Origin of the sequence: Micromonospora marina (assembly GCF_900091565.1) — a bacterium.
GTDB classification, from domain to species: domain Bacteria; phylum Actinomycetota; class Actinomycetes; order Mycobacteriales; family Micromonosporaceae; genus Micromonospora; species Micromonospora marina.
Genome location: NZ_FMCV01000001.1, coordinates 123565 through 146615, shown reverse-complemented (window position 1 = coordinate 146615; position 23051 = coordinate 123565). Strand labels below are relative to the sequence as shown.

The following is a 23051-nucleotide window of genomic DNA, read 5'->3' as shown; positions in this document are numbered from 1 at the left end:
ACATGCGGGACGCGGACAGTTTCGACGACTTCTACCGCAGCACGTCGGGGCGGGCCGTCCGGTACGGCTACGCGGTGGCGGGCGACCCGGCCGAGGCCCAGGATCTCGTGCAGGAGGCGTACGCCCGGGCCTGGCGGCAGTGGGCGAAGCTCGCCTGCCATCCCGCGCCGGAGGCGTGGCTGCGGCTGGTGATCAGCCGGCTGGCGACCGACCGGTTCCGGCGGCTGCGCGGGTGGCGCCTCGCGGCCGGCCGTACCGGCCCGCCGCCCGACGTCGAACCGCCCGGCGAGGACACCGTGCTGCTGGTCGCGGCGCTGCGGCAGCTGCCGACCCGGCACCGGCAGGCGCTCGCCCTGCACTACCTGTTCGACCTGCCGGTGGAGGAGATCGCCCGGGAGGCCGGCGTACCCACCGGCACGGTGAAGTCCTGGCTGTCCCGGGGACGGGCCCGGCTGGCCGAGCTGTTGCCCGGTGTCACCGCCGAGGAGCTGGAGGTCAACGATGTCGCGTGAACTGCACCGCTACTACCGCTCCCTCGCCGCCGACACCGACGAGCGGGTCCTGCCGGCGCCGGACCGGCTGCGCCGCAGCGCCGACCGCTGGGCCCGGCGCCGCGCCGCGATCACCGTCCTGGCCGCCGCCGGGCTGGTCGCGGGCACGGTGGCCGGAAGCCAGCTGGTGCTCGCCGCCGGGCCGGGGCCCGATCCGGTTCCACCCCCCGCGGGTACGCCCACCCCGCAGCCGTCGTCCGCCGCGCCCTCGGTCGCCCCGTCGCCCACCACGCCGTCGCCGTCGGTCGGGCGTACCCCCGGCTCGCGGAGCCCGGTCGTGACCACCACGTCTCCGGCCGCGGCGACCCCGGTCACCATTCCGGACCGGGCGTTCTTCGTGCTGCCCGCCGCGAACGACGCCGGCACGGGCAACTACTTCGGCCCGGGACCGGTCCTGCCGGCGCTGTGCGGCGCGACGCCCGGAGACGAGCGGGTGGTGACGCAGCGGGCCCGGTCGCTGCCGTACCGCCGGACCGGCGCGGCGGCGGACGAGGTGCCGTCCGGCACCTACCGGCACAGCATCACGATCTACCGTGCCGGGGGTGCCGGCGCCGCGCTGGCCGAGCTGCGCGCGGCGGTGCGGGCCTGCCCCGAGCAGCCCGCCCGGGGCACGCCGCCGGTGACGGTGCGGCAGCGGCTGCTGCCCGACAGCGGGTACGGGGACGAGTCGGTGCTGTTCGAGACGCGGACGCCGTACCGGGACGCCAACGGTGATCCGAGCGGCGGGGACGAGGTGCACCTGGTACGCGCGGTGCGCTCCGGCGACGTGGTGACGGTGCTGTGGGAACAGGGCTGGGAGAGCACCTCGACCCAGCGCGCCCAGTTCGACGCGGACAGCCGCCGGGCGGTCGAGGCGATCCGGCGGTGGCTGGACTGAGTACCCGTTTTGCGCCTCCCCCTGTCGGTGCGCTACGGTTGTCGAGCCGACGCGGGGTGGAGCAGCTCGGTAGCTCGCTGGGCTCATAACCCAGAGGTCGCAGGTTCAAATCCTGTCCCCGCTACTCGTGACGAAGGCCCCGGATTTCTCCGGGGCCTTCGCCGTTTCCGCCCGACGCCGGCGGGATCGGGTACCCGGCTGATCTCCAGGATCGGGGTGCGATAAGCTGTACGAGCCGACGCGGGGTGGAGCAGCTCGGTAGCTCGCTGGGCTCATAACCCAGAGGTCGCAGGTTCAAATCCTGTCCCCGCTACCACCGTTCAGGCCCGGAATCCACGGATTCCGGGCCTGAACTCATTCCGGGTACGTCTCGGTGAGGGCGAGCAGTTCCGCGCGGGCCAGCCGGAGCTGCTCGTCGGTGACATAGGCGGTGCCGAGGCCGATGGCGATTCCCTCCGCGGCGTACCGGACGGCCCAGACGCGGCCCGGCGGCAGGCCGTCGGCCTCGAAGGCGCGGTTCCAGCGCGCCGGGTCCTCGGGGTCCACCGCGAGCACGTGTTCCATGCTGTCGATGCCGAGCTGCGCGAGCAGGCCGGTGGCGCTGCCCAGTTCCGCCAGGTACGCGCTGTCTCCGGTGAGGGCGCGCACGTAGCCGCGGGTGAAGGCGCCGGGCCGGTCGTCGCCGGGGTCGACGTGGGCGTCCACCTCCTCCCGGAAGCGGATGATCACGTGCTCGACCAGGGCGGCGAACAGGTCCTCGCGGGAGGGGAAGTGATGCATCAGGCCGCTCTTGGTGACACCCGCCTCCTGGGCGATGGCGGCCAGGCTGACTTTGGCGCCGTGCTGCGTGATCACCCGTTCGGCGGCGTCCAGCACGGCCCGCCGGGTACGTGCGCGATCGCGGACCGGACGACGTTCAGTGCTCGGCACGGACACCTCCGGCAGGCACGGGCTCGGAGGGGATGATCCTCCAGGCCACCACCGAGGCGCCGACCAGGATCACGGCGGCGACGAAGGTGGCGGACTGCATCGCCTGGGCGAAGGCGTCCTGCGCCGCGGCCACGACGCCGGGCGACGGTGACCCGTACACGGCCGCGGCCAGGGAGTCCTCCGCCAGCGCCCGATCGGCGGCGGTGGTCCCGGCGGGGAGGGTCAGCGACGAGCGGTAGAGCAGCCCGTGCAACGAGCCGAGGACGGCGATGCCGAGCGCTCCGCCCAGCTCGTACGCCGTCTCGGCCACCGCCGACGCGGCGCCCGCGCGTCGCTCCGGGACGGCGCCGACGACGGCGTCCGTCGAGAGTGTCATGGCGACACCGATGCCGAGCCCGATGACGGCGAGGCCGATGCCCAGGCCCCAGTAACTGCGGAGGTCGACGCTCGCGCCCATGACGGCGAGCCCGACGGCGGCGACCAGCAGTCCCAGCGCGATCGCGCGGCCCGCCCCCAGCCGCGACAGCAGGATGCCGATCAGCGCCACGACGAGCACCGCGGCGAGTGTCCCGGGCAGCTCGGCGACGCCTGCCTGCAGGGGACCGAAGCCCCGGACCAGCTGGAGGTACTGGGAGAAGAAGAACAGCAGCCCCAGGAAACCGAAGATGGCCAGCACGTTGGCGGCCAGCGCGCCCGAGAACGCCGGCACCTTGAACAGCGAGACGTCGAGCAGCGGCACCTCCAGCCGGTTCTGCCGCCGCACGAACCACCATCCGGCCAGCAGCCCGGCCGCGGCGGCTGCCACGGTGAGGGCGTCGGCGCCGTCACTGAACAGGCGCTTGAGGGCGAGGACGAGGGGGACGATCGTGACGATGGACAGCGCCGAGGAGCCGACGTCGATCCGTGCCGGCGCCTCGCCCTTCGACTCCGGCAGCAGCAGCCATCCGGCCACCAGCGCCAGCACCATCACCGGCACGTTGATCAGGAAGACCGATCCCCACCAGAAGCGCTCCAGCAGTGCGCCGCCCACCAGCGGGCCGAGCGCGGCCCCGGCGGTGGCCCCGGCCGACCAGAGCGCGATGGCCCGGGCCCGCTGCGCGCGATCGGCGAACATCGACCGGACGATGGAGAGCGTCGACGGCATCAACGTGGCGCCGGCCAGGCCGAGAAGCGCGCGGGCCGCGATCAGCACTTCCGGGGTGGTGGCGAAGGCCGCCAGCACGGACGCCGAGCCGAACCCCACCGTGCCGATCATCAGCAGCCGCTTGCGGCCGATCCGGTCGGCCAGGTTGCCCATCGTGATCAGGAGCCCGGCGAGCACGAAGGCGTAGATGTCCCCGATCCACAGGATCTGCGTCGCGGTGGGCCCGATGTCCGCCGTCAACGACGGGACCGCGAGGTAGAGGACGGTCCCGTCGACGGCCAGGAGAAGGACCACGAGGACGAGTACCACGAGGGCTGCCCATTCCCGCTTTCCGGCGAGGGCCGGTGCGGGGATCGAGGGCCGGGTGGAGGTCACCAGGGAACCTTAACAGTCCAAATGGACGGCTATTTTGTCGTGCCCGGCGACATCCGCCCGGTCCGCCGTGCCCCGGTTGCGGGTCTCGGCCAGGATGGGGTCATGTCTGCATGGAACAAGTGGTGGGGCCGCCTGGGCGCGGTCCTCGGTACGGTCGTGCTCTCGGTCTTCGTACCGGTCGCGGCCTGGGCGTCGTCGGGCACCGGCGAGATCGTGGTGGAGGCGGCGCGCCGGCGCTCCCGTGGCGGGTTCGGGCTCCTCGGCCTGCTCTGCTGCCTCGTGGTGGTCGGCGGCATCGTCCTGCTGGTGGTGCTGCTCACCCGCAACCGGCGCAACCGCCCCCCGCGCTGACGCCCTGCCCGCCCCGCCCGTGCCGGGCGGGGTGGGGCGGGTCACCGGGCGAGCGCGGCGTTCGCCTGGGCCATGAAGCGGGAGGTCGCGGTGCGGGCGCCGGACCGCTTGCCGCGGATGCTCTCGGCCGCGTCGATCAGCAGCGTGCGCACCTCGGCGTGACCCTTGGGCGGTGGTGCGGGCGACGGGCCGGCCAGGTCGTCCAGCTCGGCGCCGAGCGCGGCCATGCGCTTCTCGGCCCGGCCGGTCACCTCCGCGACGACGAACGAGCGTACCTGCCGGCTGGCGTTCAGACCGCGCTCGACGCCGAGGAGCCGGCCGGCGGCCACGTTCGTGGTCAGGAAGCCGAGCACGTCCACCACCGCCTCCGGGTGGCGGGTCCCCCGGAAACCGGCCCAGTACATCGAGGCGCGCGGCCACTGGGCGGCGGGCGTACCCGGGAAGGCGACCGCGCCCAGCTCGTCCTCGGTCAGGTTCTGCAACTCGGGCAGCTGGTGCGACCAGGCGAAGGACGCAGCGGTGTGCCCGGTGACCACGAGCTGGCGGGCCAGCTCGCCGCTGTCGGCCTGCTCGACCAGGGCGGCGCTCGGTGTGGCCCGGTCGAAGCGCGCCACCTCCCAGAACTCGAACCAGGCGAGCAGCTCGGCGGAGCTGAAACCGAGCTGCCGACCCCGGTACAGCTCGCGGCCCTGGCCGCGCAGCCACAACCAGAACGCCCGATAGTCGCCGGAGGCGTCCATGGTGCCCGCGACCCGGTTGCCGGAGGCGCGCGTGACCCGGGCGGCCCAGGTCACGTACTCCTTCCAGGACATCCCGGTGCGCGGCTCGGGCTGGCCCAGCCGGCGCAGCAGCCGGCGGTTGAACACCAGCGCCGCGCTGGTCTGCGCGGCCGGCACGCCCACCGTGCGCTCGTCCACCCGGCCGTAGCGGGCCAGCTGCTCCGGCACCTCGCGCAGGTCGAGCCGCTCGTCGGCGACGTGCCGGGTGAGGTCGAGCAGGATGTCCCGGCCGGCGTACTCGGCGAGCACCGTGTCGTCGATCTGGAACAGGTCCGGCGCGTTCCCGCCGGTGGCCTGGGTGGCGATCCGGTCGTAGTAGCCGCCCAGCCCCTGCCAGGTGACCCGGAAGCTGACCCGCGGGTTCTGCTGCGAGTACAGCCGCAGCGCCTGCTCGGTGGCCGCGGCCCGGCGGGCGCCGCCCCACCAGAACACGGACAGCTCGATCGGGCCGTCGTCGGCGGCCACCTCCTCCGGGCTGCACCCGGCGAGCAGCGGCAGCCCGCCGGCGGCGAGCGGCAGCCCGGTGAGCGCGCCGAGGAACCGTCGCCGGGCGAGCCCGGGACGGGGTACGGACTGCGGAGCGCGCACGGGTCTCTCTCCGAAGGTGGGGTGGACGGATCATTTCACCGGTACCCGGCCGGGTGTCAACGCCGGGCGGGACGGCTGGTGGGCGCGCCCGGCGGCCCACGCCGGTCATGGTGTACTAGCGCCGTGGAACTTCTGCACTCGGGCAAGGTCCGGGACGTCTACGCCGACGGCGAGGACCTGATCCTGGTCGCCACCGACCGCGTCTCCATCTACGACGTGGTGCTGCCGACCCCGATCCCGGACAAGGGCCGCCTGCTCACCGCGCTGTCGCTGTGGTGGTTCGAGCAGCTGGCCGACCTGGTGCCGAACCATGTGATCTCCGCGACGGACGTGCCGGCCGAGTTCGCCGGCCGGGCGATCCGCTGCCGGCGGCTGGAGATGGTGCCGGTCGAGTGCGTGGCCCGGGGCTACCTGACCGGCAGCGGCTTCGCCGAGTACCAGCGCACCGGCTCGGTCTGCGGTGTGCCGCTGCCCCGCGGCCTGGTGGAGGCGTCGATCCTGCCCGAGCCGATCTTCACACCGACGACCAAGGCGCCCACCGGCGAACACGACGAGCCCATCACGTACGAGCAGGTGGCGGACAAGGTCGGGCCGGAGGTCGCCGAGCGGCTGCGGCAGATCACCGTCGACGTCTACCGGCGCGGCGCGGAGATCGCCGCCGAGCGGGGCATCCTGATCGCGGACACCAAGCTGGAGCTGGGCTGGGCGGCGGACGGCACGCTCGTCCTCGGCGACGAGGTGCTCACCTCCGACTCGTCCCGGTTCTGGCCGGCCGAGTCGTACCAGCCGGGCCGCGCCCAGTTCTCCTACGACAAGCAGTACGTGCGGGACTGGGCCACGGCGAGCGGCTGGGACAGGCAGCCGCCCGCCCCGGAGGTGCCGGTCGAGGTCGTCGAGGCGACCCGGGCCCGCTACGTCGAGGTGTACGAGAAGCTGACCGGCAACAGCTGGGACTGACGCTCAGTCGACCCAGTCGAGCGTGCGCCGGACCGCCTTGCGCCACTGGCGCAGCTCGCGCTCCCGGTGCGCCGGGTCCATCGTCGGCTCCCATTGCGCGTCCGAGCGCCACTTCTCACGCAGCGTGGCCAGGTCCGGCCAGAACCCGACGGCCAGGCCGGCGGCGTACGCGGCGCCGAGGCACGTCGTCTCGGTGATCCGGGACCGCACGACCGGCACGTCCAGCACGTCCGCGAGGAACCGCATGAGCAGCTCGTTGCCGGTCATCCCGCCGTCGACCCGCAGCCGGCGCAGCGCCACGTCGGAGTCGGCGTTCATCGCGTCCACCACCTCCCGGGTCTGGAAGGCGGACGCCTCCAGCACCGCGCGGGCCAGGTGCCCCCTCGTGATGTAGCCGGTCAGCCCGGCGATCACGCCCCGGGCGTCGCTGCGCCAGTGCGGGGCGAACAGGCCGGAGAAGGCCGGCACCACGTAGCAGCCGCCGTTGTCGTCGACGGTGCGGGCCAGCTCCTCGACCTGCGGGGCGGTGGAGATCAGGCCGAGGTTGTCGCGCAGCCACTGCACGAGCGAGCCGGTGACCGCGATGGCACCCTCCAGTGCGTACACGGCGGGCTGGCCCTCGATCCGGTACGCCACAGTGGTGAGCAGGCCGTGCCGCGACGGCACCGGGCTGGCGCCGGTGTTGAGCAGCAGGAAGCTGCCGGTGCCGTAGGTGCACTTGGCCTCGCCGGGCTGGAAGCAGGTCTGCCCGAACAGCGCCGCCTGCTGGTCGCCGAGCGCGCTCGCCACCGGCACCCCGGCCAGCACCCCCCGGGCGGTGCCGTACACCTCGGCCGAGCTGCGGATCTCGGGCAGCATCGCGGCCGGGATCCGCAGCGCGTCGAGCAGCTGCGGGGCCCAGTCGAGCGTCTCCAGGTCCATCAGCATCGTGCGGCTGGCATTCGTCACGTCGGTGACGTGCCGGCCGGTCAGCTTCCAGATCAGCCAGCTGTCCATGGTGCCGAACAGCACCTCGCCGCGTTCGGCGCGCTCGCGCAGCCCGTCGTTGTGGTCGAGCAGCCAGCGCAGCTTCGGCCCGGCGAAGTAGGTGGCAGGGGTCAGGCCGGTACGGGCCCGCAGCCGCTCCTCGTCGTACGTCTCGGTCAGCTCCCGCAGCAGCGGGCCGGTGCGGGTGTCCTGCCAGACGATGGCGTTCGCCACCGGGCGGCCGGTCTCCCGGTCCCACACCACAGTGGTCTCCCGCTGGTTGGTGATGCCCACCGCGGCCAGCATCTCGGTGCCGATGTCGGCGCTCGCCAGCGCCTCGCGCACCACGTGCTCGACGTTCGTCCAGATCTCCTCGGCGTCGTGCTCGACCCAGCCGGGGCGGGGGAAGATCTGCCGGTGCTCGCGCTGGGCCACGGTGACGATCTCGCCGGCCCGGTCGAAGACGATGCAGCGCGAGGACGTGGTGCCCTGGTCGATGGCGGCGACGAACTCTGCGGTCACGGCAGCACCGTACCCGCCGCGAGCGGCCACCGCCTCCCTCCGGCGCCCCGTACGATCATCAGACGTGCGTGACATTGCCGTGTTCAGCGGGTCGGCCCATCCCGACCTCGCCGCCGAGATCTGCGCCCACCTCCACGTCCCGCTGCACCCGGTACGGGTGTCCCGGTTCGCCAACGACTGCCTGGAGGTGCAGTTGCAGGCGAACTGCCGGGAGCGCGACGTCTTCCTCATCCAGCCACTGGTGCCGCCGGTGCAGGAGCACCTGGTCGAGCTGCTGCTCATGATCGACGCGGCCCGGGGCGCGTCGGCCGCGCGGATCACCGTGGTGCTGCCGCACTACGCGTACGCCCGGTCGGACAAGAAGGACGCGCCGCGCATCTCCATCGGCGGCCGGCTCGTCGCCGACCTGCTCACCTCCGCCGGTGCCCACCGGGTGCTGGCCATGACGCTGCACTCGCCGCAGGTGCACGGCTTCTTCAGCGTCCCGGCGGACCACCTGCACGCGTTGCGCGAGCTGGCCGCCCACTTCAAGGGGTACGACCTGAGCAACGCGGTGGTGGTCTCGCCGGACCTGGGCAACGCCAAGGAGGCCGCCGCGTTCGCCCGGATGCTCGGTACGCCTGTCGCGGCCGGTGCGAAGCAGCGCTACAGCGACGACCGGGTGCAGATCAGCACGATCATCGGCGACGTGACGGACCGGGAGGTGATCGTGCTGGACGACGAGATCGCCAAGGGCAGCACGGTGATCGAGCTGATCTCGCACCTGCGCGGGCGCGGGGTCCGCTCGATCCGGCTGGCCTGCACGCACGGCCTGTTCTCCAGCGGCGCGCTGGAGCGGCTGAGCGCGCAGGAGGGCGTCCTGGAGATCGTCTGCACCAACACGGTGCCGATCCCGGCGGAGAAGCGGGTGCCGAAGCTGGAGGTGCTGTCGGTGGCGCCGGCCCTGGCCGAGGCGATGCGGCGGATCCACAACGGGGAGTCGGTGAGCGCCCTGTTCGCCTGACGCGGGTCAGCCGTCCAGCGGGCGGGTGGCGGGCCGGCGGGTGGCGAGCGCGGCGGTAATCCGGACGACGGTTCCGGCGTCGCCGCTCTTCACCTCCATCGCGTCGCTCAGCTCCCGGGCCAGCCAGAGACCCCAGCCGCCGGCGGTGTCCGGCGCGGGCCGTTCGCGGTGGCGCAGCCGCCGTTCGCTGATCCCGGGCCCGTGGTCGGCGACCTCGCAGACCAGCCCGCCGTCCCGCTTCCAGAGCCGCAGCCAGCCCTGCCCGCCGCCGTGCCGGACCGCGTTGGTGATCAGCTCGTTGACCGCCAGCACGAAGTCGTCCAGCCGCTGGCCGGACAGGCCCGACCCGTGCGCGCAGGAGGTGACCGAGTGCCGCAGCCCGGTCACCTGCGCCTGGTCGAAGGCCGTGGCGAGAAGCAGGGAAGGTTCGATGGGCACAACCGTACGCGGTGCGGGGAGCTCTGCGTCTGTCATGACCCTGTCCCGACGATGGTTCTCGACGACTTTCGCGGCATTTCCACCGTACGTCAGGGTTTCTCGGGCCGCACCGCCCGGGGTGCCCCGGACCGGCTGTGACAGGGTGTCGCACATGCCGTCGTCCTCCGGCCTCGAGGGCCCCTTCTGGCGATCGATAGCGGTGTTCCGCTTCGCCGCGCTCGCGTACGTCGGACTGGTCGTGCTGCGCGACGCGGACCGCTACGCGCACCCGGTCGCCGCGGGCGGCGTCCTGCTGGCGATGCTGGCGTGGAGCGGCGTGACGGCGGCCGGTTACGGCCGCCCGGCCGGGCGGCGTTGGCCGCTGCTCCTGGCCGACCTCGGCGTGGTGCTGGCGATCATCCTGGTCACGCCCTGGGTGGTGGGTCGCGCGGCGCTCGCCGCCGGGGTGCCGATGCTGACCGCCGCCTGGCTGGCCGGGCCGGTGCTCGCCTGGGCGGTGTCCGGCGGTCGGCGGCGGGGCACGGTGGCCGCGCTCGTGCTCGGCGGCGCCGACCTCGCCACCCGGGACCGGATCAGCCCGTCCGCGCTGACCGGGGCGATCCTCATGCTGCTGGCCGGCGTGGTGGTCGGGCACGTGGCCCGGCTGGCGGTGCGGGCGGAGGAGCGGTTGCAGCGGGCGGTGGAGCTGGAGGCGGCCACCCGGGAACGGGAGCGGCTGGCCCGCGACATCCACGACTCGGTGCTCCAGGTGCTCGCGCTGGTCCGGCGGCGCGGCGCGGACCTGGACGGCGAGGCGGCCGAGCTGGCCCGGCTGGCCGGTGAGCAGGAGGAGGCGCTGCGGGCGCTGATCGGCCGGACGGGAGTGCCGCCGGACCCGGCGGGCGACGAGCAGGACCTGCGTGACCTGATCGACAGGTTCGCCTCGGCCACCGTCGTGGTGTCCGCGCCCGCCACACCGGTGCCGCTGCCGGCGCGGGCCGCCGGTGAGCTGGGCGCCGCGGTCGGCGCGGCGCTCGACAACGTGGCCCGGCACGCCGGCGGGCGGGCCTGGGTGCTGATCGAGGACGAGGAGGAGACGGTGACCGTCTCGGTACGCGACGAGGGGCCGGGCATCCCGGAGGGGCGGCTGGCGGAGGCCGCCGCGCAGGGGCGGCTCGGGGTGGCGCAGTCCATCCGGGGCCGCGTGACGGACCTGGGCGGCGAGGTGCGCATCGTGTCCGCGCCCGGCGCCGGCACCGAGATCGAGCTGGTCGTGCCGAGGAGGCGCCGGTGAGCATCCGGGTGATGGTGGTCGACGACCACCCGATGTGGCGCGAGGGTGTGGCCCGCGACCTCACCGAGGCCGGTCACCAGGTGGTGGCGACCAGCGGTGAGGGACGGCAGGCGGTACGGGTGGCCGCGGCGGCCCGCCCCGACCTGGTCGTGCTCGACCTCCAGCTGCCGGACATCTCCGGCGTCGAGGTGATCCGGGGTCTGCGGGCCGCGCTGCCCGACGTGCGGGTGCTCATGCTGTCGGCCAGCGGCGAGCCGCAGGGCGTGCTGGACGCGGTCAAGGCCGGCGCCACCGGCTACCTGATCAAGTCGGCCGCACCGGCCGAGTTCCTGGACGCGGTACGCCGCACCGCGGCCGGTGAACCGGTGTTCACGCCCGGCCTGGCCGGGCTGGTGCTGGGGGAGTACCGGCGGCTGGCCGCGACGCCGCCCGCCCCGCACGACGACGCACCCCGGCTCACCGAACGGGAGACCGAGGTGCTGCGCCTGGTCGCCAAGGGGCTGTCCTACAAGCAGATCGCCGACCGGCTGGGCCTGTCCCACCGGACCGTGCAGAACCACGTGCAGAACACCCTGGGCAAGCTCCAGTTGCACAACCGGGTCGAGCTGACCCGGTACGCCATCGAGCGGGGCCTGGACGACTGAGCGGTCAGCGCGCGTCCGGCGGCCGGGTCTCGTGCACCGCCAGTTCCTCCGCGCTGGCCCCGCCGCCCGCCGCGCCGGCGTCGTAGGCGACGTTGTCGGTCTCCTGGTCGGTGTGTGCGCCCTCGTCCGGCTCGACCAGCCGGCCCACCTGGTGGTCGGCGACGGTGCCGAGCTGGCCGTGGTCGTACACGGAGACCGGGGAGTCCGGGTCCGAGACCGGGCCCGGGTCGATCACGTCGGCGTCGAGCTGGGCCTGCGCGGCGGCCTCCTCGCTGTCCGCCTCGGCGGCGATGTCCGGGTCGACCGGGCCGGCGAGCGGATCGTCGGCGGGGCGCTCGTACCGCTCACGCTGGAGCTTGTAGTCCAGCGACTCGCCGTCGAGCTGCTCCTCCGCCGTGGTGCCGAACTGGTCCACGGCGACCGGCACGCGGTCACCGGGCAGCTGGGCCGGCTCGGGGCCGTCCGCCTCGCGCCCGGTCAGCACGTCGTCGTTGGCGGTGGAGTCGTCGTCGGCGGTGTCGGGCAGACCCTCCGCCTCGGGATCGGACACGGGGGTGGGGTACTCGTCGTCGCGCATGCTCGGGAACTACCCACTGCCCTCGCCGCCCTAACCGCGACCGGCCGGGTGGATCGGGAGCAACGGGGCGAAACGGCACCTCAGTTGCGGAACGCCACCTCGTCCTCGGCGTACAGCACGCACCACACCACCTTGCCGTCGGGCAGCGCCGTGCTGCCCCAGCGCCGGGCCACCGTGTCGATGAGCAGCAGCCCTCGCCCGCCCACCGAGTCCACCGGCGCCGGACCGCCGTACGCGGGCCGCCCGGCCGAGTGGTCCCGGACGGCCACGTGCAGCGCGCCGTCACGCGGAGCCAGCCGGAGCGTCATCGGCGTGACGGCGTGCGCCACCACGTTGTTGACCATTTCGGTGACCGCGATGCAGGCCGGCTCGGTCAGCTCCGGCAGGCCCCACGTGACGCACCCGCCGGCTACCAGCACACGTGCCTCGCGGGCCGCCTCGACCACCGGGGACAACTCGGCGTCGAGCGGCTCGGGCGGCGTGTCCGGTGGCGGCTCGTCCGGATCGAGCAGCAGCTCGGCGGCGGGCCAGTCGGCGACCGCCCGGCAGACCTCGTCCAGCGCGTCCCGGGCCAGCGGGTCGGTGATCCGCACCCCGGACAGGTCCACCAGCAGCAACCCGGGCCGCTGCCACAGCCGGGCGAGCAGCGCGTCCCGTACGGCCTCCACTCCGGCCCGGTCGAGCACCCCGGTCAGCCGGACCGTCGGGGAGGACTCGTCGGTCTCCACCAGGCAACGCGCATCCGTCGGCATGATCGCCCCATTGTGCACGTCTGCCCGCGACCACGCACCGGTCCGGTCGACGGGACTCACGGCCGGGCACCCCTGGTGCGGCGGCTGATCGCCGCCACCGCACCGGCGGCGGTGCCGGCAGCCAGCCCGACCGCCGCGCTCAGCCGCAGCACCTGACCGCGCCGGCCGGACCACCCGTCGGTCCGCTCTGCCGCCGCGTCGGGTGTGAAGAGACCCCCCGTGGAGTCGGCGCGTACGCCGGGGCCGAGTTGGGTGCGCGCCGTGTACCAGCCCAGCACCCGCTCGGCCAGCGCCGGAGCGAGCCGCCACTGCAGACCGATCAGCCGGGCCGCGCCGCCCGCGTACGCCTCGCGCCGGGGCCGGCGCAGCAACTTGACGATCGTCTCGGCGACCATCTCCGGCGGGTACACCGGCGGCGGCGGGGTCAGCTCCCGGCCGGAGTGGTTGGCCGCGTGCCGGAAGAACGGCGTGTCGATGGTGGCGGGCAGCACGGTGCAGATCGAGATGTTACCCCGGCCGGTCACCCGCAACTCCTGCCGCACCGTGTCGGCCAGCCCGCGGATCGCGTGCTTGGTCGCGTTGTACGCCGACTGGTACGGCATCGCCACCTCGGCCAGCACCGAGGCGTTGTTGACCAGCACCCCGCCGCCGGCCGCGCCCAGCCAGGGCAGCGCGGCCCGCGTCCCGTACACGGTGCCGAGCAGGTTCACGTCCACCACCCGGCGGAACTCGGCCAGCGGGATCTCGTCGAACAGCCCCACGGTGCCCACGGCCGCGTTGTTGATCCAGGCGTCGATCCGGCCGAACTCGGCCACCGCCCGCTCCGCCAGCCGCCCGACGGCCTCCGGGTCGGTCACGTCGGTGGGTACCACGAGCGCCTCCGCGCCCAGCTCCCGGCAGTACGCCGCGACCCGGCGCAGCGCCGACTCGGTCCGGGCGGCCAGCACCACGTCGGCGCCCCGGCGGGCCAGCGCGTACGCGGTGGCCACGCCGATCCCGCTGGAGGCGCCGGTGATGACGACTGTGGCGTCGGAGAGGCTGCGAGTCAGCGGCATTCCCCGTCGGTACCCCCGGTCGGGACAGTCATGCCGACCGTTTTCGACGCTGATCGGGTTCGGTCGGCTGTCCCGTCCGCGGGACGCCGTGGCCGGGTGGCCCCGATCTGCCAGGTTTGGGCGCACCGGACCTGGGTTAATGGGACGCTCTGACCGGAGACCCCGCTCGCGAGAAACGCATGGAGGTGCACCATGCGCGTCGGCCTTGTATGCGCGCACGCCGGCTCGTCCACCGACGGTCCCACCGTCGGGACGCAGGAGCACATTGCGCGCGTGGCGGCGGAACTCGCCGCCCGGGGCCATGACGTCCGCGTCTACGAGCGCCGTGCCGCGTCCGACCAGCCCGCACTGACCGAACTCGACGGCTACCGGGTGGAACGTGTCCCGGTCGGCCCGCCCGACATGCTCTCCACCGCCGAGCTGGTGCCGTTCGTCGCCGAGTACGGCCGCTGGCTGGCCGGGCAGTGGGCCGGGGACTGGACTCCCGACGTGGTGCACGGGCACTACTGGGTCGGCGGGCTGGCCGCCGCCCACGCGGTACGCGCGACCGACATCCCGGTGGTGCAGACGTTCCACTCGCTCGGCGTCGAGCAGTTGCGTCACCTGGGCCGGGAGTACTCCGGGCCGGGGGAGCGCATCCCGCTGGAGCGGGCGCTGACCCGGGCCGTGGACGTGGCGGTGGCCCAGTGCAACGACGAGGTCGACGAGCTGACCCGGATGGGCCTGCAACGCACGTCCGTGGCGATGGTGCCGACCGGCGTGGACACCGGCCAGTTCCACCCGGACGGCGAGGCGGCGCCGCGGGACCAGCGGCCCCGGATCCTCTCCGTCGGCGGGCTCTCGCCCGGGCACGGCCAGGACGACCTGATCCGGGCGATGCGGCTGGTCGGCGACGCGGAACTGGTGATCGCGGGCGGCCCGCCGGCCGGGCGGCTGGACGGGCACGCCGAGGCGCGCCGGCTGCGCGAGCTGGCCGAACGGGCCGGCGTGGCGGAGCAGGTGAAGCTGGTCGGCGCGGTGCCGCACGACCAGATGGCCACCTGGTACCGCTCCGCCGACCTGGTGGCCTGCACCCCGCACTACGCGTCCGCCGGGCGGGTGTCGCTGGAGGCGATGGCCTGCGGCGTGCCGGTGGTCGGCTACGCCATGGGCGGCATCGCCGACGCGGTGGTGGACGAGGTGACCGGCAAGCTGGTGCCGCCGGGTGACGTTCGCACGCTCGGGGTCACACTGCGCCGGCTGCTCTCGGACAACGCCGGGCGGTTCGCGTACGGGCACGCCGCGGTGGACCGGGTCCGGTGCAGCTACACCTGGGAACGGACCGCCGCCGCGCTGGAGCGCCTCTACGAGCGGGTGATCGGGCGGCGCCGTCCGGCCACCCCGATCGAGCCGACGCCGGTCGAGGTGACGCCGTCGGTCGAGGTGGTCGTCTCCGAACGCGGTCCGGTCGAGGCGGCCTGAACCGGCACCATCCCGGCGCCCACCAGCGCGTTCTGGCGGACGCCGGCGTGGTGGTGCTGCGGTTCGGCGTACCGGGTCAGGCCGACCACCGCCGCGAGCGTCACCAGGAAGCCCAGACCGGCCAGCCACTCCCGGCCGGGCCAGATCTTGTCGTTGAGCAGCAGCAGCCCGACGATCGCCGCGGGCACCGCGCCGGCGGCGTCCATCGCCGCCACCGCCGCCGTGGTCGACCCGCGCTGCATCGCCAGCCCGAGCAGCAACTGGCCGACCACCGAGTGGACGATCAGCAGGTAGAGCAGCGGGTCGCGGGCGAACGCCTCCACCGATCCGGCCGAGGCGAGCGGCCGGGCGGCCACCGCCGCGGCGGAGAACGCCATCCCGGCCAGTGAGCCGAGCACCACCGACCCGGGCGCGCCGTGCAGCCGGGCGGCGAAGAAGCCGGAGCCGGCTATCGCGACCACCGCCACCGCCAGGCCGACCAGCCCGGCGGTGCCGAGCTGCCGCGACGGCGCCGGCTGGGCCGACAGCACGAGCGCGGTGATGCCGGCGAACAGCAGCACCAGCAGAACCACCTCGGCGGCCGGCAAACGCCACTTGAGCACCAGCACGCCGAGGACGGCGGTCACCCCGAGCCCGGCCGCCACGCTGGCCTGGACCAGGAACAACGGCAGGTCCCGACGGGCCAGGAAGGCGAACACGAAGCCGACGACCTGGCAGGTCAGACCGATCAGGTACGTCCGCTGCCCGGCGAGGCGCAGCAGCAGCCCGGGATCGAACGTGTGGTGCACGGTTGTCCGCGCGGCCGCGACCGACTGGAGGAGGTTGGCGAAGCCGTACGCGATGATCATCGCCGCGAGGAAGCACCAACCGGAGGAAACCACCTGGCGAGGATAGAGGCTTCCCCCGGGTCAACGCTCGGCTGGACGGCCGAGCCGGGCCAGGATGTCGTGGTGCAGCGCCCCGTTGCTGGCCACGGCGCTGGTGTCGGCGGAACCGGCACCGGCCGGCGCGGGCCGTCCGGCCAGATCCGTGATCCGGCCACCCGCCTCGGTGACGATCGGGACCAGCGCGGCGATGTCCCACAGCGACAGCTCCGGCTCCACCATCACGTCCAGTGCCCCCTCGGCCAGCAGCATGTAGCCGTAGAAGTCGCCGTACGCCCGGCTGCGCCAGGTGTCGCGCATGAGCTGGAGGACCGCGTCCAGCCGGCCCGCCTGCTCCCACCCGGTCAGCGACGAGTAGCAGAAGCTCGCGTCGGCGAGCGCCGTCACGCCGGAGACCTGGATCGGCGTGCCGTCCGCCGGGCCGGTGCCGGCGAACGCGCCCGCGCCGAGCGCGCCCCACCAGCGGCGGCCCAGCGACGGGGCGGAGACCAGGCCGAGCACCGGCCGGTCGTGCTCCAGCAGCGCGATAAGCGTCGCCCAGACCGGTACGCCCCGGACGAAGTTCTTCGTGCCGTCGATCGGGTCGATCACCCAGCGCCGTCCGTCGGGACCGGCGGGCGGCTGCTCGCCGTACTCCTCGCCGAGCAGGCCGTCGCCGGGACGGTGGGCGGCCAGCAGCGCGCGGATCTCCCGCTCGACGGCGGTGTCCGCGTCGGAGACCGGGGTCAGGTCCGGCTTCGACTCGACACGCAGGTCGAGCGCGCGGAACCGGGCCGAGGAGACGGCGTCCGCGGCGTCGGCGAGCAGGTGGGCGAGGGCGAGGTCGTCGGCGTACCCGGTCATGACCGACACGCTAGTGGCGGCGGCCCACGGCCGGCGACGGCGGGTCGCCGCCGGTCAGGAACCGGCGAGCGGGTCGCCGGGGTTGCGCTCCGGCTCGCGCGGGTCGCCCTCGCCGCTGCGCGAGGCCAGCAACCGGCGGTACGAGGCGAGCCGCCGCGCGTCGGCCTTCCCGGCGGCCACCCAGGCGTCGAGCGCGCACTCCGCCTCGTCGGCGGTGTGCGGGCAGTTGGCAGGGCAGTCGACTGTCGCCTCGACCAGGTCGGGGAAGCCGTGCAGCAGGCTCTCGGCGGACACGTGGGCCAGCCCGAAGCTGCGTACCCCGGGGGTGTCGACGATCCATCCGGTGTCGCCGCCGGCCCCCGGCTCGACGGGCAGGCGCAGCGCCACCGCGCTGGTGGAGGTGTGCCGGCCCCGGCCGATGGCGCTGACCGTGCCCACCGCCCGTTCCGCCTCCGGAACGAGGCGGTTGACCAGCGTCGACTTGCCCACCCCGGAGTGTCCCACCAGCACCGAGACCCGGCCGGCGAGCAGCGCCCGCAGTGCGGCCAGGTCGGAGTCCGGGCGGATCAGCACGTACGGCAGCTCCAGCTCGGTGTAGTAGCCGAGCACCGCCTCCGGGCCGGCCAGGTCCGCCTTGGTGAGGCAGAGCAGCGGCTCGATGCCGGCGTCGTACGCGGCCACCAGGCAGCGGTCGATGAACCCGGTACGCGGCGGCGGGTCGGCGAGCGCGCTGACGATCACCAACTGGTCGGCGTTGGCCACCACGACCCGTTCCAGCCGCCCCTCGGCGGTGGTCTCGTCGTCGTCGGCGGTACGCCGCAGCACCGAGGTCCGTTCGGCGATGCGCACGATGCGGGCCAGTGCGCCCGGCGCCCCGGAGGTGTCCCCGACCAGCCCCACCCGGTCGCCCACCACCACCGACTTGCGCCCCAGCTCGCGGGCGCGCATAGCGGTCACGACCGGCGTGTCCGGCCCGGAGCCGGGGAGCACACAGGTGTAGCGGCCCCGGTCGACGGCGATGACGAATCCGTCGACGGCGTCGGCGTGCCGGGGCCGGGTGCGCGTACGGGGGCGCGACGACCGGCCCGGTCGTACCCGGACGTCGTCCTCGTCGTACTCGCGCCGCTTCGTCGCCAGGACGTCCCCCCGCTGTCAGTTCTTGCCGGTCACCATCCCCGACCATAGTGCCGGGAACTCCGGCATGGTCTTGGAGGTGCACGCCACGTCGTCGACCTCGATGCCGGGGACGGCGAGCCCGGCCACCGCCGCCGCGTGCGCCATCCGGTGGTCGGCGTACGTGCGGAACGTGCCGCCGCGCAGCGGGCGAGGCCGGATGTCCAGTCCGTCGCGGGTCTCGGTGATGTCCGCGCCGAGCGCGGTGAACTCCTTCGCCAGCGCGGTGACCCGGTCGGTCTCGTGGCCGCGGATGTGGCCGATCCCGGTGAGCCGGGAGGGGCTGTCGGCGAGCAGCGTGAGCGCGGTGAGCACCGGGGTCAGCTCGCCCACGTCGCAGAGGTCGGCGTCGAGCCCGCGCACGGTGCCGGTGCCCCGCACGGTCAGGCCGTCGGTGCCGAGGCTCACCTCGCCGCCCATCCGGTGCAGCAGCTCCCGGAGCCGCTCGACCGGCTGGAGGCTGCTGCGCGGCCAGCCCTGCAGCGTCACCTCACCGCCGGTGACCAGCGCGGCGGCGAAGAACGGCGCGGCTCCGGACAGGTCCGGCTCGATCTCCCAGCCGCGCCCGGACAGCGGGCCCGGCTCGACCGACCAGACGTCGGGTGTGGTGTCGTCGACGGCGGCGCCGGCGGCCCGCAGCATCTGCACGGTCATCCGCACGTGCGGCGCGGAGGGCACCGGCGGCCCCTCGTGCCGGACCACGACGCCCCGGTCGAAGCGCGGCGCGGCGAGCAGCAGCCCGGAGACGAGCTGGCTGGACGCGGAGGCGTCGATCACGACCTCACCGCCGGTGACCCGGCCCGCGCCGAGGACGACGAGCGGCAGGCTCCCGGCCGGGGGCGCGTCGACGCGGACGCCGAGCGTGCGCAACGCGCCGATCAGCGGCCCGAGCGGGCGGGTCCGGGCGTGCGGGTCGCCGTCGAACGTGACCCGGCCGGCGGCCAGCCCGGCCACCGGGGGCAGGAACCGCATCACGGTGCCGGCCAGGCCGACGTCGACGTGCGCCGGGCCGGCCAGCGGATAGGGCCGGACCAGCCAGCGGTCGTCGTCCGAGATCGACATGTGGGCGCCGAGTGCGCGCAGCCCGCCGGCCATCAGTTCGGTGTCCCGGGCGCGCAGCGGCCGGGCCAGTGTCGACGGCCCGCCGGCGAGCGCGGCGAGCACCAGGGCCCGGGCGGTCATCGACTTGGAGCCGGGCAGGCGCAGCGTCGCGGCGACCGGGTCGCTCGCGGTCGGCGCGGTCCACTGCTGCGGCGGACGCGTCGCGGTCGGATTGCTCACGGTCACATTCTGCCAAGCTCCCGGGCCGGTGGAGGGGTCCGGCGCCGCTGCTCCCGTTGGGCGGGACAGCCGGAACGTCCGGATGGGGCTAGCGTGGGCGCCATGTGCGGGAGGTACGCCACGACCCGGAGCGCCGCCGACCTGAGCGCGATCTTCGAGTCGGCCGACGAGACCGGCGGGGTGACGCCGGACTACAACGTCGCGCCGACCGACCCGGTGCCGCTGGTCCGGCTCGCCCCGGAGGGGCACCGGCTGCTCTCCCTCGGCCGCTGGGGCCTGCTCCCGCAGTGGTCGCGCAGCGCCTCGGGAGCCGCCCGCATGATCAACGCGCGGGCCGAGACGGTCGCCACCAGCCGGGCGTACGCGCCGTCCTTCGCCCGCCGCCGCTGCCTGGTCCCCGCCGACGGGTGGTACGAGTGGGTCCGCCTCGCCGACGGCGGACGCCAGCCCTACTTCATGACCCCGCGGGACGGCTCGGTCCTGGCCTTCGCCGGCATCTGGTCGGTGTGGGAGTCGGCCGGCACGGCCCGGCTGACGTTCAGCGTGCTCACCACTGCGGCGGCCGGCGAGCTGGCCGAGGTGCACGACCGGATGCCGCTGCTGCTGTCGCCGGAGCGCTGGGCGGGATGGCTCGGTCCGGCCGAGGAGCCGGCGGAACTGCTCACGCCGCCGGACGCCGGCCTGCTCGCCGGGCTGGAGATCCGGCCCGTCTCCCGGGCGGTGGGGGACGTCCGCAACGACGGCCCGGAGCTGATCGCCGCGGTGGCTCCGGCGGGGGGCGAGACGGCTGCCGGGCCGACGCTGTTCTGATCACGCTCCGCCACATTCGCGCGTGCCCCTTTGTCGGGTTTCGACCGGAAAAGTCGCCCGGACGTTCAGTCAGTTTCATTGAAGACCCTTGTCCTTACGCATGCGAATGCGATAGAACACAGCGCCGGTGATGGGCGTTCTGTTCGCACGGGGCGGATGACACCCATCGATCTTGTAGAGATCTACGCCGGTTCCCACGGGGGAGGTGGGTGTATTGACACGGGCACGTATGCCGCGTCCGCACGAGGTGGCCGCCGCGCGGCGCGATCCGCGACTGCTGCGGGCGCTGAGCGAACGACGCCAGGACGACGCGTGGCGCACCAGAGGCACCTGTCAGAACGTCGATCCGGAGACGTTCTTTCCGGCACCGAACGAACCGGCCGACGCGGCGGTGGCGCTCTGCCGCACCTGCGACGTCCAGGGCTCCTGCCTGGCCTGGGCGCTGGAGGTGGGCGACTGCCACGGCGTCTGGGGCGGCACCACGCCGCGTGAGCGGCGCGCCATGCTGGTGGCCTGGCGCAGCGAGGTGCAGCCGGATCCGGACGCGCTCGACGACGCCGGTCCGCCGGTGCGCGACCGCCTGCTCACGCTGGTCCCGCTGAGCTGATCCCGACATCGCCCGTGGCCCGCTCCGGCAGGCCGCCGGGCGACGTCCGTGTCCGCGCCCGGTCACCGGCGGGCCGGCGGGCCGCGCAGAATGAGCCGGTGCGGCACGACGACGAGATCGACACCCCACGGGGGCCCGCCCGGCTCCGGTTCGACATGCCCGCCGACGGCACCACGGTGCTGGTGCTCGGTCACGGCGCCGGTGGTGACGTGGACGCGCCCGACCTGACCGCCGTGCGGCACGCGGTGCTCGCCGCCGGGGCCGGGGTGGCCCTGGTGACCCAGCCGTACCGGGTCGCCGGGCGACGCGCGCCCGCCCCCGCCGGGCACCTCGACGAGGCGTGGACGGCGGTGCTGGCCGACCTGCGCCGGCGTGCCCCGAGGGTGCGCCACTGGGTGGTCGGGGGCCGGTCCAGTGGCGCCCGGGTGGCCTGCCGTACCGCCGCCGACGTCGGCGCGGCCGCGGTGGTGGCGCTGGCGTTCCCGCTGCACCCGCCGGGGCGGCCGGAACGATCCCGGGCCGGGGAACTGCTCACCGGGCTGCCCACGCTCGTCGTCAACGGCGACCGGGACCCGTTCGGCGTGCCCGGGCCCGGCCCCGGCATCGAGGTGGTGGTCCGGCCGGGGGAGCGCCACGACCTGCGCGGCGACCCGGCCGGCACGGCCGCCGTGGTGCGGGACTGGCTGCGCGTACACGGGTGGTCGTCCTGACCGTGCGGCGCGCGCCGTGACCGTCCGGCGCGGCGGGTCGTTGCACCGGTTGGTGCCGGCCGCCCGGTTCGGGCGCGCCGGGGCCACCCTCCCAGGCCCTTCCTGGTCCCAGCGTCGGTCGCGGCCGAGGCCGGGACCAGGATCGGGTGGGGCCGGCGGAATGCCACGCCCCGCAACTCGCGTTACCTCCCTTGGACGACGACAGAGCCAGCGCGAGGGGGGTGACCGGTGCCGATCGAGACACGGAGCCGGGAACGGGACGAACGGGACGAGCGCCGGCTCCGGCGGCTGCTCGACGCGCCGGAGTGGCCCGCGGCGGCGTCGGTCGTGAGCACCGGCACACACTCCGGAAGTGAATCTGCCGGCAAGCGGGTACGCGTATCCTCGGCGGGGAAGCATCCGACGCGAGGGGATGTGCGGTTGACCACCGAGAAGACGGACGAGCGCAGGGCCCGCTTCGAGCGGGACGCGATGCCCTTCGTCGATCAGCTCTACGCTGCCGGGCTGCGGATGACCCGCAACCCGGCGGACGCGGAGGACCTGGTCCAGGAGACGTACCTGAAGGCGTACGCCGCCTTCCACCAGTTCGAGCAGGGCACGAACCTGAAGGCCTGGCTCTACCGGATCCTGACCAACACCTACATCAACACGTACCGCAAGCGGCAGCGCCAGCCCATCCAGGCGCCGACCGAGGAGATCACCGACTGGCAGCTCGCCGAGGCCGAGTCGCACACGTCCAGCGGCCTGCGCTCGGCCGAGACGGAGGCGCTCGACCGGCTGCCGGACAGCGACGTCAAGGAGGCCCTCCAGCAGTTGCCGGAGGAGTTCCGCCTGGCCGTCTACCTGACCGACGTCGAGGGCTTCTCCTACAAGGAGGTCGCCGACATCATGGGCACGCCGATCGGCACCGTGATGTCCCGTCTGCACCGTGGCCGACGTAATCTGCGGAAGCTGCTGGAGCAGTACGCGGCGGAGCGGGGTTTCAGCGCCGCCTCGTCGAAGAAGGGCTCGACCGCCGCCGCCGGCCGGGAGGTGTGACCGTGAGCTGTGGACAACCGCACGAGACGGACTGCCGCGAGGTGCTCGCCGAGGTCTACCTCTACCTCGACCTGGAGTGCGCCGAGGAGCGCCGGGTGCTGATCCGGCACCACCTGGACGAGTGCGGGCCGTGCCTGCGCGAGTATGGCATCGAGCAGGAGGTCAAGGCGCTCGTGGCCCGGTGCTGCGGCAACGAGGCGGCCCCGGAGAAGCTGCGTGAGCGGCTGCGCCTGCGGCTGACCGAGCTGGTGGTCTTCGAGACCACCGAGTCCCGCGAACTGGCCGACTGAACAAGCGACGCGAACGGCCCGGCTCCGATCACGGACCCGGGCCGTCTCGCTGTCCGGCGACTGCGCCGCGCTGATCGGATGATCAGGAGTTGGGGCGCTTGCCGTGGTTGGCGCTGCTCTTCTTGCGGGCCTTCTTCTTGCGGGCCTTCTTCGCCATGCTCTGCCTCCTTGT

The 23051-nt window shown here is 74.2% G+C and carries 26 protein-coding genes and 2 tRNA genes; 15 read left to right on the top strand and 13 right to left on the bottom strand.

Annotated features, from left to right (window positions below):
* Positions 1–2: 2 nt before the first annotated feature.
* From GA0070215_RS00690 to GA0070215_RS00675, 4 genes are all read left to right on the top strand, one after another.
* Positions 3–512 carry a SigE family RNA polymerase sigma factor gene (locus tag GA0070215_RS00690; RefSeq protein ID WP_091040900.1) on the top strand — a complete coding sequence of 170 codons (510 nt, stop codon included), beginning with the start codon at positions 3–5 and terminating at the stop codon, positions 510–512.
* On the top strand, positions 502–1428 hold the full coding sequence (locus tag GA0070215_RS00685; protein ID WP_091040898.1) for a hypothetical protein: 927 nt from the start codon (positions 502–504) through the stop codon (positions 1426–1428). Before GA0070215_RS00690 ends, GA0070215_RS00685 begins: the two co-directional genes overlap by 11 nt.
* A gap of 50 nt (positions 1429–1478) precedes the next feature.
* Positions 1479–1552, top strand: a tRNA-Met gene (locus GA0070215_RS00680).
* A 115-nt stretch (positions 1553–1667) separates the two neighbouring features.
* Positions 1668–1744 (top strand) — tRNA-Met (locus tag GA0070215_RS00675).
* 38 nt (positions 1745–1782) lie between these two features.
* On the opposite strand, the gene GA0070215_RS00670 is transcribed toward GA0070215_RS00675, so the two are convergent.
* Both GA0070215_RS00670 and GA0070215_RS00665 read right to left on the bottom strand, forming a co-directional pair.
* A complete protein-coding gene (locus GA0070215_RS00670) occupies positions 1783–2358 on the bottom strand; it encodes a TetR/AcrR family transcriptional regulator (RefSeq protein ID WP_026267717.1) in 576 nt (191 codons plus the stop codon).
* On the bottom strand, positions 2345–3877 hold the full coding sequence (locus tag GA0070215_RS00665) for an MFS transporter (protein ID WP_091040896.1): 1533 nt from the start codon (positions 3875–3877) through the stop codon (positions 2345–2347). The genes GA0070215_RS00670 and GA0070215_RS00665 overlap by 14 nt, the downstream gene beginning before the upstream one ends.
* A gap of 102 nt (positions 3878–3979) precedes the next feature.
* Between GA0070215_RS00665 and GA0070215_RS00660 the strand changes: the two genes are divergently transcribed.
* Positions 3980–4228, top strand: a complete 249-nt coding sequence (locus GA0070215_RS00660) for a hypothetical protein (RefSeq protein WP_018784751.1) — start codon at positions 3980–3982, stop codon at positions 4226–4228.
* Between the two features lie 41 nt (positions 4229–4269).
* Here the strand turns inward: GA0070215_RS00660 and GA0070215_RS00655 are convergent, their stop codons facing one another.
* Entirely contained in the window at positions 4270–5595 is a 1326-nt protein-coding gene (locus GA0070215_RS00655; RefSeq protein ID WP_018784752.1) for an ABC transporter substrate-binding protein, read from the bottom strand.
* Between the two features lie 123 nt (positions 5596–5718).
* Between GA0070215_RS00655 and GA0070215_RS00650 the strand changes: the two genes are divergently transcribed.
* Positions 5719–6552: a phosphoribosylaminoimidazolesuccinocarboxamide synthase gene (locus GA0070215_RS00650; protein WP_018784753.1), complete on the top strand. Its 834-nt coding sequence runs from the start codon at positions 5719–5721 to the stop codon at positions 6550–6552.
* A gap of 3 nt (positions 6553–6555) precedes the next feature.
* Here GA0070215_RS00650 and glpK read toward each other — a convergent pair whose 3' ends face one another.
* A complete protein-coding gene (gene glpK, locus GA0070215_RS00645) occupies positions 6556–8040 on the bottom strand; it encodes a glycerol kinase GlpK (RefSeq protein WP_026267719.1) in 1485 nt (494 codons plus the stop codon).
* 64 nt (positions 8041–8104) lie between these two features.
* Here glpK and GA0070215_RS00640 point away from each other — a divergent pair, with 64 nt between their 5' ends.
* Positions 8105–9043, top strand: a complete 939-nt coding sequence (locus GA0070215_RS00640) for a ribose-phosphate diphosphokinase (RefSeq protein ID WP_091040894.1) — start codon at positions 8105–8107, stop codon at positions 9041–9043.
* A 6-nt stretch (positions 9044–9049) separates the two neighbouring features.
* Here GA0070215_RS00640 and GA0070215_RS00635 read toward each other — a convergent pair whose 3' ends face one another.
* Positions 9050–9517, bottom strand: coding sequence for an ATP-binding protein (locus GA0070215_RS00635; protein ID WP_091040892.1), 468 nt, complete (start codon positions 9515–9517; stop codon positions 9050–9052).
* 115 nt (positions 9518–9632) lie between these two features.
* Between GA0070215_RS00635 and macS the strand changes: the two genes are divergently transcribed.
* Together macS and GA0070215_RS00625 are read left to right on the top strand one after the other, a co-directional pair.
* Positions 9633–10754 (top strand): MacS family sensor histidine kinase, encoded by a 1122-nt coding sequence (gene macS, locus GA0070215_RS00630; protein ID WP_026267722.1) that lies wholly within the window; start codon positions 9633–9635, stop codon positions 10752–10754.
* Positions 10755–10765: 11 nt separating this feature from the next.
* Positions 10766–11398 (top strand): response regulator, encoded by a 633-nt coding sequence (locus tag GA0070215_RS00625; RefSeq protein ID WP_208600268.1) that lies wholly within the window; start codon positions 10766–10768, stop codon positions 11396–11398.
* 4 nt (positions 11399–11402) lie between these two features.
* On the opposite strand, the gene GA0070215_RS00620 is transcribed toward GA0070215_RS00625, so the two are convergent.
* The 3 genes from GA0070215_RS00620 to GA0070215_RS00610 form a co-directional block, all read right to left on the bottom strand.
* Positions 11403–11975, bottom strand: a complete 573-nt coding sequence (locus tag GA0070215_RS00620; protein WP_091040888.1) for a DUF5709 domain-containing protein — start codon at positions 11973–11975, stop codon at positions 11403–11405.
* Between the two features lie 80 nt (positions 11976–12055).
* Entirely contained in the window at positions 12056–12727 is a 672-nt protein-coding gene (locus GA0070215_RS00615) for an ATP-binding protein (protein ID WP_091041326.1), read from the bottom strand.
* A gap of 56 nt (positions 12728–12783) precedes the next feature.
* The gene (locus tag GA0070215_RS00610; protein ID WP_091040885.1) at positions 12784–13782 is read right to left on the bottom strand and encodes an SDR family oxidoreductase; all 999 of its coding nucleotides are present in this window, start codon (positions 13780–13782) and stop codon (positions 12784–12786) included.
* A 192-nt stretch (positions 13783–13974) separates the two neighbouring features.
* Here GA0070215_RS00610 and GA0070215_RS00605 point away from each other — a divergent pair, with 192 nt between their 5' ends.
* Complete coding sequence (locus GA0070215_RS00605; protein ID WP_091040883.1) at positions 13975–15243, top strand: glycosyltransferase; 1269 nt, start codon at positions 13975–13977, stop codon at positions 15241–15243.
* Here GA0070215_RS00605 and GA0070215_RS00600 read toward each other — a convergent pair.
* The 4 genes from GA0070215_RS00600 to aroA form a co-directional block, all read right to left on the bottom strand.
* A complete protein-coding gene (locus tag GA0070215_RS00600; RefSeq protein ID WP_208600267.1) occupies positions 15126–16091 on the bottom strand; it encodes a hypothetical protein in 966 nt (321 codons plus the stop codon). The genes GA0070215_RS00605 and GA0070215_RS00600 overlap by 118 nt on opposite strands.
* A 60-nt stretch (positions 16092–16151) precedes the next feature.
* Positions 16152–16970 (bottom strand): histidinol-phosphatase, encoded by an 819-nt coding sequence (hisN, locus tag GA0070215_RS00595; protein WP_018784764.1) that lies wholly within the window; start codon positions 16968–16970, stop codon positions 16152–16154.
* Positions 16971–17024: 54 nt separating this feature from the next.
* Positions 17025–17960: a ribosome small subunit-dependent GTPase A gene (gene rsgA, locus GA0070215_RS00590; RefSeq protein ID WP_091040881.1), complete on the bottom strand. Its 936-nt coding sequence runs from the start codon at positions 17958–17960 to the stop codon at positions 17025–17027.
* Between the two features lie 162 nt (positions 17961–18122).
* Positions 18123–19424 carry a 3-phosphoshikimate 1-carboxyvinyltransferase gene (gene aroA / locus GA0070215_RS00585; RefSeq protein WP_091041323.1) on the bottom strand — a complete coding sequence of 434 codons (1302 nt, stop codon included), beginning with the start codon at positions 19422–19424 and terminating at the stop codon, positions 18123–18125.
* Positions 19425–19526: 102 nt separating this feature from the next.
* Between aroA and GA0070215_RS00580 the strand changes: the two genes are divergently transcribed.
* The 5 genes from GA0070215_RS00580 to rsrA all read left to right on the top strand — a co-directional run bounded on the left by GA0070215_RS00580 (position 19527) and on the right by rsrA (position 22879).
* Positions 19527–20234 carry an SOS response-associated peptidase gene (locus GA0070215_RS00580; RefSeq protein ID WP_018784767.1) on the top strand — a complete coding sequence of 236 codons (708 nt, stop codon included), beginning with the start codon at positions 19527–19529 and terminating at the stop codon, positions 20232–20234.
* 214 nt (positions 20235–20448) lie between these two features.
* Positions 20449–20841 carry a WhiB family transcriptional regulator gene (locus GA0070215_RS00575; protein ID WP_013288375.1) on the top strand — a complete coding sequence of 131 codons (393 nt, stop codon included), beginning with the start codon at positions 20449–20451 and terminating at the stop codon, positions 20839–20841.
* A 98-nt stretch (positions 20842–20939) separates the two neighbouring features.
* Positions 20940–21551 carry an alpha/beta hydrolase family protein gene (locus GA0070215_RS00570; RefSeq protein ID WP_026267728.1) on the top strand — a complete coding sequence of 204 codons (612 nt, stop codon included), beginning with the start codon at positions 20940–20942 and terminating at the stop codon, positions 21549–21551.
* Between the two features lie 228 nt (positions 21552–21779).
* Positions 21780–22589 carry a sigma-70 family RNA polymerase sigma factor gene (locus GA0070215_RS00565; protein ID WP_018784770.1) on the top strand — a complete coding sequence of 270 codons (810 nt, stop codon included), beginning with the start codon at positions 21780–21782 and terminating at the stop codon, positions 22587–22589.
* Between the two features lie 2 nt (positions 22590–22591).
* Complete coding sequence (gene rsrA, locus GA0070215_RS00560; RefSeq protein ID WP_026267729.1) at positions 22592–22879, top strand: mycothiol system anti-sigma-R factor; 288 nt, start codon at positions 22592–22594, stop codon at positions 22877–22879.
* 82 nt (positions 22880–22961) lie between these two features.
* Here rsrA and GA0070215_RS29770 read toward each other — a convergent pair whose 3' ends face one another.
* Positions 22962–23036: a 50S ribosomal protein bL37 gene (locus tag GA0070215_RS29770; protein WP_369752275.1), complete on the bottom strand. Its 75-nt coding sequence runs from the start codon at positions 23034–23036 to the stop codon at positions 22962–22964.
* Positions 23037–23051 lie beyond the last annotated feature (15 nt).

Excerpts from the sequence above, each read along its gene's own strand:
- GA0070215_RS00615 (WP_091041326.1), bottom strand. The coding sequence starts at position 12,727 with ATGCCGACGGATGCGCGTTGCCTGGTGGAGACCGACGAGTCCTCCCCG.
- GA0070215_RS00580 (WP_018784767.1), top strand. The coding sequence starts at position 19,527 with ATGTGCGGGAGGTACGCCACGACCCGGAGCGCCGCCGACCTGAGCGCG.
- GA0070215_RS00620 (WP_091040888.1), bottom strand. The coding sequence starts at position 11,975 with ATGCGCGACGACGAGTACCCCACCCCCGTGTCCGATCCCGAGGCGGAG.
- GA0070215_RS00600 (WP_208600267.1), bottom strand. The coding sequence starts at position 16,091 with ATGATCATCGCGTACGGCTTCGCCAACCTCCTCCAGTCGGTCGCGGCC.
- GA0070215_RS00605 (WP_091040883.1), top strand. The coding sequence starts at position 13,975 with ATGCGCGTCGGCCTTGTATGCGCGCACGCCGGCTCGTCCACCGACGGT.
- GA0070215_RS00635 (WP_091040892.1), bottom strand. The coding sequence starts at position 9,517 with ATGACAGACGCAGAGCTCCCCGCACCGCGTACGGTTGTGCCCATCGAA.
- GA0070215_RS00685 (WP_091040898.1), top strand. The coding sequence starts at position 502 with ATGTCGCGTGAACTGCACCGCTACTACCGCTCCCTCGCCGCCGACACC.
- GA0070215_RS00625 (WP_208600268.1), top strand. The coding sequence starts at position 10,766 with ATGGTGGTCGACGACCACCCGATGTGGCGCGAGGGTGTGGCCCGCGAC.
- macS (WP_026267722.1), top strand. The coding sequence starts at position 9,633 with ATGCCGTCGTCCTCCGGCCTCGAGGGCCCCTTCTGGCGATCGATAGCG.
- GA0070215_RS00690 (WP_091040900.1), top strand. The coding sequence starts at position 3 with ATGCGGGACGCGGACAGTTTCGACGACTTCTACCGCAGCACGTCGGGG.
- hisN (WP_018784764.1), bottom strand. The coding sequence starts at position 16,970 with ATGACCGGGTACGCCGACGACCTCGCCCTCGCCCACCTGCTCGCCGAC.
- GA0070215_RS00660 (WP_018784751.1), top strand. The coding sequence starts at position 3,980 with ATGTCTGCATGGAACAAGTGGTGGGGCCGCCTGGGCGCGGTCCTCGGT.
- GA0070215_RS00610 (WP_091040885.1), bottom strand. The coding sequence starts at position 13,782 with ATGCCGCTGACTCGCAGCCTCTCCGACGCCACAGTCGTCATCACCGGC.